Source organism: Streptomyces sp. NPDC016677 (assembly GCF_055562815.1).
Genome location: NZ_JBVHEO010000023.1, coordinates 67,947 through 79,711, shown reverse-complemented (window position 1 = coordinate 79,711; position 11,765 = coordinate 67,947). Strand labels below are relative to the sequence as shown.

At 73.4% G+C, this 11,765-nt stretch carries 12 protein-coding genes; 8 read left to right on the top strand and 4 right to left on the bottom strand.

Annotated features, from left to right (window positions below; translation table 11 throughout):
• From ACZ3IG_RS34555 to ACZ3IG_RS34540, 4 genes are all read left to right on the top strand, one after another.
• A partial coding sequence (locus tag ACZ3IG_RS34555; protein WP_467437112.1) for a hypothetical protein occupies nt 1-165 on the top strand: 165 nt, incomplete at its 5' end.
• Between the two features lies 1 nt (nt 166).
• On the top strand, nt 167-1,045 hold the full coding sequence (gene gnd / locus ACZ3IG_RS34550) for a phosphogluconate dehydrogenase (NAD(+)-dependent, decarboxylating) (RefSeq protein WP_467437101.1): 879 nt from the start codon (nt 167-169) through the stop codon (nt 1,043-1,045).
• A 6-nt stretch (nt 1,046-1,051) separates the two neighbouring features.
• Nucleotides 1,052-1,636 carry a histidine phosphatase family protein gene (locus tag ACZ3IG_RS34545; protein ID WP_467437100.1) on the top strand — a complete coding sequence of 195 codons (585 nt, stop codon included), beginning with the start codon at nt 1,052-1,054 and terminating at the stop codon, nt 1,634-1,636.
• A 59-nt stretch (nt 1,637-1,695) separates the two neighbouring features.
• Nucleotides 1,696-3,159: a membrane-associated oxidoreductase gene (locus ACZ3IG_RS34540; protein WP_467437099.1), complete on the top strand. Its 1,464-nt coding sequence runs from the start codon at nt 1,696-1,698 to the stop codon at nt 3,157-3,159.
• Here the strand turns inward: ACZ3IG_RS34540 and ACZ3IG_RS34535 are convergent.
• Together ACZ3IG_RS34535 and ACZ3IG_RS34530 are read right to left on the bottom strand one after the other, a co-directional pair.
• Nucleotides 3,146-4,951, bottom strand: coding sequence for a bifunctional sugar phosphate isomerase/epimerase/4-hydroxyphenylpyruvate dioxygenase family protein (locus tag ACZ3IG_RS34535; RefSeq protein WP_467437097.1), 1,806 nt, complete (start codon nt 4,949-4,951; stop codon nt 3,146-3,148). The two genes, ACZ3IG_RS34540 and ACZ3IG_RS34535, sit on opposite strands and share 14 nt — an antisense overlap.
• A 53-nt stretch (nt 4,952-5,004) precedes the next feature.
• The gene (locus tag ACZ3IG_RS34530) at nt 5,005-5,883 is read right to left on the bottom strand and encodes a shikimate dehydrogenase (protein WP_467437096.1); all 879 of its coding nucleotides are present in this window, start codon (nt 5,881-5,883) and stop codon (nt 5,005-5,007) included.
• 120 nt (nt 5,884-6,003) lie between these two features.
• Here ACZ3IG_RS34530 and ACZ3IG_RS34525 point away from each other — a divergent pair, with 120 nt between their 5' ends.
• Together ACZ3IG_RS34525 and ACZ3IG_RS34520 are read left to right on the top strand one after the other, a co-directional pair.
• Nucleotides 6,004-6,669, top strand: a complete 666-nt coding sequence (locus ACZ3IG_RS34525) for a TetR/AcrR family transcriptional regulator (protein ID WP_467437095.1) — start codon at nt 6,004-6,006, stop codon at nt 6,667-6,669.
• A gap of 121 nt (nt 6,670-6,790) precedes the next feature.
• Entirely contained in the window at nt 6,791-8,143 is a 1,353-nt protein-coding gene (locus tag ACZ3IG_RS34520) for an MFS transporter (protein ID WP_467437093.1), read from the top strand.
• Between the two features lie 70 nt (nt 8,144-8,213).
• Here the strand turns inward: ACZ3IG_RS34520 and ACZ3IG_RS34515 are convergent, their stop codons facing one another.
• Nucleotides 8,214-8,660 (bottom strand): PPOX class F420-dependent oxidoreductase, encoded by a 447-nt coding sequence (locus ACZ3IG_RS34515; protein ID WP_467437092.1) that lies wholly within the window; start codon nt 8,658-8,660, stop codon nt 8,214-8,216.
• A 128-nt stretch (nt 8,661-8,788) separates the two neighbouring features.
• Between ACZ3IG_RS34515 and ACZ3IG_RS34510 the strand changes: the two genes are divergently transcribed.
• A complete protein-coding gene (locus tag ACZ3IG_RS34510) occupies nt 8,789-10,093 on the top strand; it encodes a serine hydrolase domain-containing protein (RefSeq protein ID WP_467437090.1) in 1,305 nt (434 codons plus the stop codon).
• On the opposite strand, the gene ribA is transcribed toward ACZ3IG_RS34510, so the two are convergent.
• Nucleotides 10,008-10,679 (bottom strand): GTP cyclohydrolase II, encoded by a 672-nt coding sequence (gene ribA, locus ACZ3IG_RS34505; protein WP_467437089.1) that lies wholly within the window; start codon nt 10,677-10,679, stop codon nt 10,008-10,010. The genes ACZ3IG_RS34510 and ribA overlap by 86 nt on opposite strands.
• 53 nt (nt 10,680-10,732) lie before the next feature.
• On the opposite strand from ribA, the gene ACZ3IG_RS34500 reads away from it, so the two are divergent.
• On the top strand, nt 10,733-11,527 hold the full coding sequence (locus ACZ3IG_RS34500; protein ID WP_467437088.1) for a creatininase family protein: 795 nt from the start codon (nt 10,733-10,735) through the stop codon (nt 11,525-11,527).
• The last annotated feature ends 238 nt before the right edge of the window (nt 11,528-11,765 follow it).

Here is an 11,765-nt window from a genome sequence, read left to right as displayed (position 1 = left end):
GCCGTGTGGAACATCGACTCCTTCGACCAGTGGGGCGTCGAACTCGGCAAGGTCCTCGCCAAGCGCGTCGAACCCGCCCTCACCGAGGGCGCGGACGTCCCCGGCCTCGACCCGTCCACCCAGGCCCTGGTGGCCGCCTACCGCGAACTGAAGGAAGTGCACTGACATGCAGATCGGTCTCATCGGTCTCGGCAAGATGGGCGGCAACATGCGCGAGCGTCTGCGCAACGCCGGCCACACCGTCGTCGGCTACGACACCAACCCCGAACTCTCCGATGTCGACAGCCTGGTCGACCTGGTCGACCGGCTCGAAGCGCCGCGCGCGGTGTGGGTGATGGTCCCGGCCGGCGGTCCCACCCAGGCCGTCATCGACCAGCTCTCCGGCATCCTCAAGCCCCGCGACATCGTCATCGACGGCGGCAACTCCCGCTGGACGGACGACGAGAAGCACGCCGAGGAACTCGCCAAGCGCGGCATCGGCTTCGTCGACGCCGGTGTCTCCGGCGGCGTGTGGGGCCTGAAGAACGGCTACGCGCTGATGGTCGGCGGCGAGAAGGAGTGCGTCGAGCACCTCAGGCCCATCTTCGACGCGCTCAAGCCGGAGGGCCCCTACGGCTACGTCCACGCGGGCAAGGTCGGCGCCGGGCACTTCGCGAAGATGGTCCACAACGGCATCGAGTACGCCATGATGCAGGCGTACGCCGAGGGCTGGGAGTTGCTGGAGAAGGTCGACTCCGTGGACAACGTCCGCGAGGTCTTCCGCTCCTGGCAGGAGGGCACCGTCATCCGCTCCTGGCTGCTCGACCTCGCCGTCAACGCCCTCGACGACGACCCGCACCTGGAGCAGCTGCGCGGCCGGGCCGCCGACTCCGGCGAGGGCCGGTGGACCGTCGAGGCGGCCATCGACAACGCCGTGCCGCTGCCCGCGATCACCGCGTCGCTGTTCGCCCGGTTCGCCTCCCGGCAGGACGACTCGCCGCAGATGAAGATGATCGCCGCGCTGCGCAACCAGTTCGGCGGCCACGCCGTCGAGTCCTCGAAGTAGCCCGGCGTGGGAGATCTGCTGCTCGTCCGCCACGGCGAGACCGAGTGGAGCCGTTCCGGACAGCACACCAGCCACACCGACCTGCCCCTCACCCCGCGCGGTGAGGAGCAGGCCAAGTCCCTGGCCCCGCTGCTGTCCGGGCGGCCGTTCGCCCTGGTGCTGACCAGTCCCCTCGGCCGGGCCGTGCGCACCGCGGAACTGGCCGGCCTGGTGGGCGCGGAGACCGACGCCGACCTGCGCGAGTGGGACTACGGCGGCTACGAGGGCGTCACCACCCGCGACATCCACCGGGCCCGGCCCGACTGGGACCTGTGGACCGACGGGGTGCCGCCCGGCGCGGAGAGTCCGGGCGAGTCGCCGGAGCAGGTCGGCCTGCGGGCCGACCGGCTGCTGTCCCGGGTGGAGCCGGCGCTCGCCGAGGGCGATGTGGTGCTGGTGGCGCACGGTCACTTCCTGCGGGTGGTGACCGCGCGCCGGCTCGGGCTGCCGGCGTCCGAGGGCCGGCTGTTCCAACTGGCGACGGCGACCCTGAGCCGGCTGTCCACCGAGCACGGGCACCCCGTGCTCGCGGAGTGGAACACCCGGTCGTGAACTCCCGGCGGCCGGGGTCTGGTTGACAGGCCCCGGCCGTCGCGTCAGAGTCCCCGCTGATGGAGATCAACGATCTGACGCCGGCCGAGGCGCGGGTGTGGCGGGCCTTCGCCCGGGGCGAGCACGTCGACTTCCGCACCGACCCCGACGACGATCCCGACGGCGGCGGCGCCTGGGGTGCGGAGCGGACCGTACGCGCCGGTGTGCTGCGCGCGCTGCTGCTCGACGGCCCCCGGGAGAACGGCGAGGTTCCCGCGCTCTCCCTCGCGGGCGCGCGGATCACCGGGATCCTCGACCTCCAGTACGCGACCGTCGACCACCCGGTGCGGCTGCGGCACTGCCACTTCGAGGAGACGCCCCGCTTCTACGGCGGCCGGCTGCGCGAGCTGAACCTCAGCGAGTCCGTACTGCCCGGGCTGGTCTCGCACGCGGTGCGGGTGGACGGCGTGCTGCGGATGACCCGCGCCCGGTTCCACGGCATGGTGCGGCTGGCCGGGGCGGAGATCGCCGGGAGCCTGTACCTGGAGAGCGCGCGGATCGACGTGCCGGACGCCGAGGGGCCGGTGCTCCAGCTGAACCAGGCCACCGTCGGCGCCGATCTGTGGGCGCCCGGACTGCGCACGCGCGGAACGGTCCGGCTCACCGGCGCGTCGGTCGCCGGCACGGTCAACCTCCGTGAGGCCGTACTGGACGCCCCCGGCGAAACCGTCCTGGAGGCGCCGTACCTCGTCGTCGGGGCGAGTGTGTCGGCCACCTGTCTGCGCACCCGGGGCCGCATGGACTTCCGGGGCGCCCGCGTCGCCGGAGCCCTCGACCTGTCCGGGACGAGCCTGTCCCGGCCCGGCGGCACCGCGCTGCAGATCACCAGTGCGGTCATCGGGGAGCTGTGGCTGTTCGACGGCGAGCGCGTCGAGGGCGCGCTCCGGCTGCGCCGCGCCCGGCTGGACAGCCTCCGCCTCGACCCGGCGATGGTGCCGGACGAGGTGTACCTCAGCGACCTCACCTACACGACGCTCGTCCCGCACCACCCGGCGGCGCGCCACCTGCCCATGCTGGAGCGCGACGGCGACGGTTACGTCCCGCACTCCTACGAGCAGTTGACGGCCGCCTACCGGCGCATCGGCGACGACGACGCGGCCCGGCTCGTGCAACTGGCCAAGCTGCGCCGGCACCGCCGCACCCTGCGCTGGTACGGCCGCCTCTGGGGCCACCTCCAGGACGTCGCCGTCGGCTACGGCTTCCGCCCGCTGCGGGCCGGCGCCTGGCTGCTGTCCCTGCTGGCCGTCGGCTCCCTGACCTACGGACTGCACCGCCCCGAGGCGCTGAAGCCGTCCGAGTCCCCGGAGTTCAGCCCGGTGTTCTACACGCTCGACCTGCTGCTGCCGATCATCTCCTTCGGGCAGGAGACGGCGTTCGCCCCGCGCGGCGGGTACCAGTGGCTCGCCTACGTCCTCGTCCTCATGGGCTGGATCCTCGCCTCGACGGTGATCGCGGGCGTGACCCGCGCCGTCAGCCGCCAGTGACCGGCTGGGCGGTGTGCTGCGCGGCCAGGCGCACGGCCGCGTTGGGGGCGCCGTAGCCGCGGTAGCCGCCGTCGCGCTGGAGGAGTTCGAAGAAGACCCGGCCCACCGTGCGCGTGTAGCAGTGCCGGAAGACACCGTGGGCGTCCCGGTCGTAGAGGATGCCGAGTTCGCGGTACGTCTCCAGCTCGCCGTCGGCGAACTCGTGGCGGGCCGCCAGGTCGTCGTAGTAGTTGGCCGGGACGGGCAGCAGCCGGCCGCCGGCCGCGCGGAAGCGGCGGGCCGCCGCGACCACGTCGTCGGTGGCGAGCGCGATGTGCTGGGCGTGCGCGGTGTCGTCGGTGGGGGCGGCGCCCACCGTCAGCACGATGCGGACGGCGCCGTCGGCGCTGCTGACGGCACGGCTGCGGAGCAGCCCGTAGGGGTCGGCGACGTCCACGCTCTGCTGCGGGCTCAGTCCGAGGACGCCGCGGTGGAAGAGCGCCGCCTCGTCGAAGTGGTGCCAGGGCTGGGTCAGGGCGAGGTGGTCGATGCGGCACGCCTCGTCGGCCTCGGGCGCCGGGGTGTCGTCCGCGAAGTCGGTGCGCCAGTCGGGGCCGTCGGCGCCGGGAGCGGCGCAGAGGAACAGTTCCGTGCCGTCGGGGGCGGCGACCGCGTCCAGCGGCGCGTCCTCGGGAGCGCGGCGGCGCGGCAGGACCGGGGCCAGCATGGCCTCGGCGCGGCGGGCCGCCCCGGCGGGATCGGGGGTGGTCAGGCCGACGGCGGCGAGCCGGGTGCCGTCGCGGCGCTCGGCCGGGCCGGTGTTGACCAGGACGCGGGCCTCGCCCCGCTGCCACAGGGCGACGGGCTTGCCGCGGTGCCGGGCGACGCGGGTGAAGCCGAGGGCGCCGAGGAGCGCGGTGACCGGCCGGTCGTCCGGCGTGACCAGTTCGGCGAAGGCGACGCCGGTGGGGACGACGGGCGGGGGCGGCGACGCGGTGCCGACCTCCTCCTGGAGCAGGCGCAGGGAGCGCTGGGCGTCCACGGCGGTCGGGGCGGCCTCGGACTGGCGGAAGACGTCGTTGAAGACCTCCAGGGAGAGCGGGCCGTCGTAGCCGGTGCGCAGGACGCGCCGGACCAGGCCCGCGACATCGAAGCCGCCCTGGCCCGGGAAGCAGCGGTGGTGGCGGCTCCACTGGAGGACGTCCATGGCGAGCCGGGGCGCGTCCGCGAGCTGGAGGAAGAAGATCTTCTCGCCGGGGATGTCCGCGATGCCGTCGAGGGCCTCCGGCTCGCTGTGCCGGGAGAGGATGTGGAAGCTGTCCAGGCAGGTGCCGAGCGCGGGGTGGTCGGCGGCCTCGACGACGCGCCAGGCGTGGTCGTAGGTGCTGATGTGCCGGCCCCAGGCGAGCGCCTCGTAGGCGACGCGGATGCCGTGGTCCGCGGCGAGCGAGGCGACCCGGGCGAGCTGCTCGGCGGCGAGGGCGTCGTCGTCGACGGCGTCCGGGCGGACGCTGGAGCAGACCAGGACGGTGTCGGCGCCGAGCCTGCGCATCAGCGCGAACTTGTGCCGGGCGCGCCGCAGGCTCCGGGCGAACTCCTCCTCGGGCAGCGCCTCCAGGTCCCGCATCGGCTGGTAGAGGTCGATGCGGAGGCCGAGGTCGGCGCAGCGGGCGCGGATCTCCTCCGGGGTGAGGGGGCTGGCCAGCAGGTCGTTCTCGAAGATCTCCACGCCGTCGAACCCGGCCAGGGAGGCGGCGGTCAGCTTCTCGGTGAGGGAGCCGCTGAGGGAGACGGTGGCGATGGACGTCCGCACGTCGGTACCTCTTCCTGTTCTTCCTGTTCTGCCTGTCTGCCTCTTCCCGGTGGCTATCGGGGCGTGGCGACGGCGCCGGCCAGTTCCCGGAGGTCGGCGAGCATGGCCGTGCTGTCGGGTTCCCGTCCGGTGAACAGCCGGAACGCGTCCACCGCCTGGAAGACCGCCATGCCGCCGCCGTCGAGGGTGGCGCAGCCGAGCGCGCGGGCGGTGCGCAGCAGCTCGGTCTCCAGCGGCCGGTAGACGACCTCGGCCACCCACAGGTCCCGGCGGAGCAGCGCGGCGGGCAGCGGGAGGCCGGGGTGGGCGGCCATGCCGGTGGGGGTGGCGTGGACGATGCCGTCGGCGCGGGCCAGCAGGCCGGGGAGGTCGTCCGGGGTGGCGTGGTGGGCGCGGCCGGTGCCGAAGTGCCGGTTCAGGGAGTCGGCGAGGGCGGCGGCCCGCTCGGGCAGCGCGTCGACGACGGTGACCCGTCCGGCGCCCAGGGTGAGCGTGGCGTGGGCGACGGCGGCGCCCGCCCCGCCCGCGCCGAGCTGCACGATCCGCTCCAGCGGTGCGTCGGGCAGGCCCCGGGCGAAGGAGGCGGCGAAGCCGGTGACGTCGGTGTTGTGGCCGACGGCCCGGCCGTCGTCCGCGAAGACGACGGTGTTGACCGCGCCGAGCGCCTGAGCCCGCGGGGCGAGCGCGTCGAGGTGGCCGATGACGAGCTGTTTGCACGGGTGGGTGATGTTCAGCCCGTCGAAGCCCAGGTCGCGGGCGGCCCGCAGCAGGTCGCCCACCTTCTCGGGCGGGGCGCCGAGGACGTCGATGTCGATCAGCCGGTACAGGTAGCGCAGGCCCTGCCGGCCGGCCTCCCGCTCGTGCAGGGCCGGGGTGAGCGAGGGGCCGATGCCGGAACCGATCAGTCCGACGAGATACGAGTCCTTGGCCACAGGGACCTCCACCTAATGTACGAACCAGTACGTTAGTCATACCAGCAAGGCCCGGCACGGGGAAGACCCGACCTTCTACAATCACGGCACCGATCCACGCCCCGGCCGAAGGAACACCCGATGACCAGCGTCGACGAACCGGCACGAGCCAACGGGCGCATCCGCGACGCCGCCCGCACCCGGGCCGAGATCCTCGACGTCGCCACCCGGGAGTTCGCCCGAGCCGGGTACGACGGGGCCCGCGTCGACGAGATCGCCGCCCGCACCCGCACCACCAAGCGGATGATCTACTACTACTTCGGCGGCAAGGAACAGCTGTTCACAGCCGTCCTGGAGCGGGCGTACGGCGTGATCCGGGAGGCCGAGCAGCAGCTCGACGTCGAGCACCTGGACCCGGTCGCCGCCATCCGCCGCCTTGCCGAGGTCACCTTCGACCACCATGAGCGGCACCCGGACTTCATCCGCCTGGTGAGCATCGAGAACATCCACGGCGCCGAGCACATCGCCGCCTCCGAGCGGCTGGGCAGGATCGGTTCGCCGGCGCTGGACGTGATCCGCCGCATCCTCGCGGCGGGGCAGGAGTCGGGTCTGTTCACGGCGGACGTGGACGCGGTCGACCTGCACGCGATGATCAGCTCCTTCTGCTTCTTCCGGGTCGCCAACCGGGCCACCTTCGGCGCCCTGTTCGGCCGTGACCTGGTCGCTCCCGAGCAGCGGGAGCACTACCGGGCCATGCTCGGCGACATGGTGATCGCCTACCTGACGGCGGAGCGGGCGGCGGACTGAACGGGCCGGACCCTCCCGGTCATCGCCTCTTGACACCGGGGACACCTGGGCGCAACATCCCAACCCGACCCCTGGTAACTACCCAGTGGGTTAATTAGGCGACGATGCCGAAGGAGCCTCCGTGTCCGTCCCCACTCCCGCCCCCGAGGCCCCGCCGGGGCAGCCGAAGAAGGCCGCGACCGCCGCCTGGATCGGCAGCGCCCTGGAGTACTACGACTTCTTCATCTACGGCAGCGCCGCCGCGCTGATCTTCCCGGAGATCTTCTTCGACGAGTCGGACCCGGCGACGGCCACCCTGCTGTCGCTGGCCACCTTCGGGGTCGCGTACGCCGCCCGCCCGGTCGGCGCGTTCTTCCTCGGACACGTCGGCGACCGCATGGGCCGCAAGAAGATCATGGTGTTCACGCTGGTGCTGATGGGCCTGTCGACCTTCCTCATCGGCTGTCTGCCCACCCGTGAGCAGGTCGGCACGCTCGCCCCGGTGCTGCTGGTCCTGTGCCGCGTCCTGCAGGGCATATCGGCGGCCGGAGAGCAGGCCAGCGCCAACTCCATGACGCTGGAACACGCGCCCGCCACGCGTCGCGGCTTCTTCACCAGCTTCACCCTCAGCGGCACCCAGGGCGGGCAGCTGCTCGCCACCCTGGTCTTCATCCCCGTCGCCGCGCTGCCCGAGGAGCACCTGCTGTCCTGGGGCTGGCGGGTGCCGTTCTGGCTGAGCGTCGCGGTCGCCGTCGTCGGCTGGTTCATCCGCCGCAACCTGGACGAGACCCCGGCGTTCGAGCGGCAGACCGCCTCCGAGGGCGTCGTCAAGCTGCCGCTGGTGGTGCTGGTGCGTGAGCACTGGGCGGATGTGCTGCGGGTGATCGGGGGCGCGCTGATCGCCTCCGTCAGCACGATCTTCACGGTGTGGGCACTGGCGTACGCCACCAGTGACTCGGTCGGGATGTCCCGTACCGCCATGCTGTGGGTGGGCGCCCTGGCCAACGTCGTCGCGCTCGCCGCGATCCCGCTGTGGGCGACGCTGTCCGACCGGATCGGCCGGCGGCCGGTGTACCTGGTCGGCGCGGCGGGCAGCGCGGTGACGATGTTCCTGTACCTGTGGGCGATCTCGACCGGTTCCTACGCGTTCACGTTCCTGACCGGCATCCTCTGCTTCGGGGTGGTCTACAGCGCCGCGAACGGCGTGTGGCCGGCCTTCTACGGCGAGATGTTCGCGACCCGGGTCCGGCTGTCGGGCGTGGCGATCGGTACCCAGATCGGGTTCGCGGTGGCCGGGTTCGCGGTGACGTTCGCGGCGCGGATCGCCGGTCCGGACGGGGACGACTGGTCGGCGGTGGCCCTGTTCACGGCGGCGCTGTGCGTCCCGCCGGTCATCGCGGCGCTCACGGCCCGGGAGACCCACCAGGTCCCGACGGAGCGGCTGGGCGAGCGGGCGGCCGAGGAGCCGGCCCGGCCGGAGACGGTCACGGCCTGAACGGGCCGCCCGGCCACGGACCGGGCGCCTCCGCCCGGTCCGTCTGGTCTCTTTTCACACGGCCGGTCGGTCAGTCCCGGCGCGGCACGCCGTACACCCGCTCCACCCGCAGCCGTACCACCAGCCGCCGGTCGCGGACCATCGCGGCGCGGTAGTCGTCCCAGTCCGGGTGTTCGCCCAGGACGTCGCGGTAGAGGCGGACGAGTTCCTCGACCGTGTCGTCGTGCGGGCCGGCGGCGACCGGGGTCAGCTCGGCGGTGCCCTCGGCGACCGCGTAGGCCCACCGGTCACCGGTGGTCACGTGGTAGGAGGCGCGGGGGTCCCGGCGCAGGTTGCGGGTCTTGGCCCGGTCGTCGGTGACCGACACGCGGATCGTGCGCTCGGCGGGGTCGTAGGCGTGGCTGACGTTGGACAGCTGGGGCCGCCCGTCCCGTTTGAGGGTGACCAGCACTCCGGCGTGTCCCTCGGCGAACAGCTTCAGCAGCGCGTCCCGCGTGGCGTCGTCGTCATCGGTCATGCATGGGTGAACAGGCCGGCCGCGCGGTGTGTTCCCCGGGGTTCCCGACGGCCCCGAGGTCTGAGGCGGTCCGGGGCGGGTAGACCGGACGCACCTCGGCGAGTGACGAGCACGACGGGAGGACGACGATGGCACGGCTGCGGCAGGAGACCGACCCGGACGAGGCCGGGCTGGACAGGAGCGCGCTGGAGCGGCTGGACGCGCACTTCGCCCGGGAGGTGGACGCGGGCCGGCTGCCGGGCTTCCTGGTGGCCGTCGCCCGCGGCGGACGCGTCGCCCACCTCACGGCGTACGGCCGGCGGGACGTGGCGGCCGGGCTGCCCGTCGAGGCCGACACGCTGTTCCGGATCTACTCCATGACCAAGCCGGTCACCTCGGTCGCCGCGCTGATGCTGGTGGAGGAGGGCCGGCTGTCGCTGGACGAGCCGGTGGCCCGCCACCTGCCGGCGTTCGCCGAGCCGCGGGTGTACGTGAGCGGCGAGGCGCCCGACGTCACCACCCGCCCGGCCGCCGGCCCCGTCCTGGTCCGGCACCTGATGACCCACACCGCGGGCCTGACCTTCGCCTTCTACCACGCCCACCCCGTGGACGCCCTGTACCGGGCGGCGGGACTGGAGTCCTCGGTGCTGCCCGGCGCGGACCTGGCCGAGACGGTCGACCTGTACGCGAGCCTGCCGCTCCAGTTCGAACCGGGCACCCAGTGGAACTACTCCGTCGCCAGCAACGTCCTGGGGCGGCTGGTGGAGGTGGTGAGCGGCCGGCCGCTGGACGTCTTCTGCGCCGAGCGGATCTTCGGCCCGCTCGGCATGCCGGACGCCGGCTTCGAGGTCACCGACGCACAGGCGACCCGGCTGGCCGAGCTGTACGGCGAGCGGGACGGCGGCGGCATCGAACCCGTCCCCGGGCTGCCGCTGCGGGGCCGGCCCCGGTTCCTGTCCGGCAGCGGCGGCCTGGTGGCCTCCGCGTACGACGTCCACCGCTTCAGCGAACTGCTGCGGCGCCGCGGCGAGGTGGACGGCGTACGGCTGCTCGCTCCCGGCACCGTGGACCTGATGACCCGCAACCACCTCCCCGGCGGCGCCGATCTGCGCGCCTTCGGCAGCCGCCCGGCCCACGACAGCCCCGGCAACGACGGCGTCGGCTTCGGCCTGGGCGTGTCGGTGGTGACCGATCCCGCCCGCACCGAGGCACCCTCCGGGCCCGGCACGTACGGCTGGAGCGGGGTGGCGACGACGACGTTCTGGGTGGACCCGGGCCAGGACCTGACGGTGCAGTTCCTGACCCAGGTGCGGCCGAGGTCCTCGCACACGGTGTTCCGGGACCTGAAGCGGCTGGTGCGCGAGGCGCTCACGGACCGACCGGCACCGGGGCCGCGGCGTCCAGGTGGGGCAGGTGGTGGTCCAGGCGCTCCCGTTTGGTCCGCAGATAGGTGATGTTGCTCTCGCACGGGGGTATCAGCAGCGGCACCTGTTCGGCGACCCGGATGCCGTGCCGGGTCAACGCCTCCTGTTTGCGGGGGTTGTTGGACATCAGGCGGACCGAGCGGACGCCCAGGTCGTCGAGGATGCGGGCGGCGGCCCCGTAGTCCCGGGCGTCCACCGGGAGTCCCAGCGCGAGGTTGGCCTCCACCGTGTCCAGGCCCTGCGCCTGGAGGGCCATCGCGCGCAGCTTGGCGAGCAGGCCGATGCCGCGGCCCTCGTGCCCGCGCAGGTAGACGACGACGCCGGCGCCCTCGGCGGCCACGGCGCGCAGCGCGGCGGCGAGCTGGTCGCCGCACTCGCAGTGCCGGGAGCCGAAGGCGTCGCCGGTGAGGCACTCCGAGTGCAGCCGGGTGAGGACGTTCTCGGTGCCGATGTCCCCGTGCACCAGGGCCACTTGCTCGTCGCCGCGCTGGTGGTCGAGGTAGCCGACGGCGCGGAAGTCCCCGTACACCGTGGGCAGTGGGACGGCCGTCACGCGTTCCACGTCCGTGCGCCGGTGCGCGGTCTTCTCGCCTGGTACGCCATGCGGTTCTGTCATCATTCCCGGGTTCCTCAACAGTTTCACGAGCTGAGACGAAGGGCCTTGCGGAGATGGGTGGTTCAGGGATACCGGCGGACACCACGCAGGACGTGCGGGCCCGGGGGGCCGGTGTCGCGCGGCAGGTGGCGGTACTGCCGGTGGGCAGCTACGAGCAGCACGGGCGGTATCTGCCGCTGGCCACCGACACACTGGTGGCCTGTGCCGTCGCCGGGGAACTGGGCGCCGCGTACCCCGTGCACGTGCTGCCGCCGGTGACGGTCTCCTGCTCGCACGAGCACGCGGCGTGGCCCGGGACCGTCAGCATCTCCGCGGTGACCCTGCACGCGGTGGTGCGGGACATCGCGGCGTCGCTGCGCCGGTCGGGCGTGGAGGCCCTGGTGGTGGTCAACGGGCACGGCGGGAACTACGTCCTGGGCAACGTCGTCCAGGAGGCCACGGCGCGCGGTGAGCGGATGGCGCTGTTCCCGGCCCCGGAGGACTGGGAGACGGCGCGGCTGCGGGCGGGCGTGGCGACCTCGCTGCTCACCGACATGCACGCCGGGGAGATCGAGACGTCCGTGCTGCTGCACGCCCATCCGGAGTACGTACGGCCCGGTTACGAGACCGCCGACTTCGTCGCGGACGACCGGCGTCATCTGCTCTCCCTCGGTATGGCCGCCTATACGGACTCCGGTGTCATCGGCCGCCCTTCACTGGGTTCGGCGCAGAAGGGCGGGGCACTGCTGGCGAGCCTCACGGAGTCCTTCGGGGCGTACTTTTCGCTGCTGACGGGGGCGGGGGACGGGGCTTCCCGGCCCGGCGGGGACGGCGGTCCGGGGCCGGCCGGCGGCGAGAGCGGCGCCTGACGCGGGCGGCGTGCCGGGTACGCGGCCGTCGGCCGTTTCCGGACGTGCCGGAGCGGAGCAGCCGCCGCGGCACCGGGTCCCGGCGGACCTGCCGGCCCTCTCCCGACGGCCTCGCCGACGAACACCGCCTGCCCCTTCCCTGCCGCCCGGACCACGGTCGGCGCGGTCGCGCCGGGTGGACGCGGGGACGTGCGCGCACCGGGGACGAGTGCGGACTCCCCCACCCGCACCACAACCG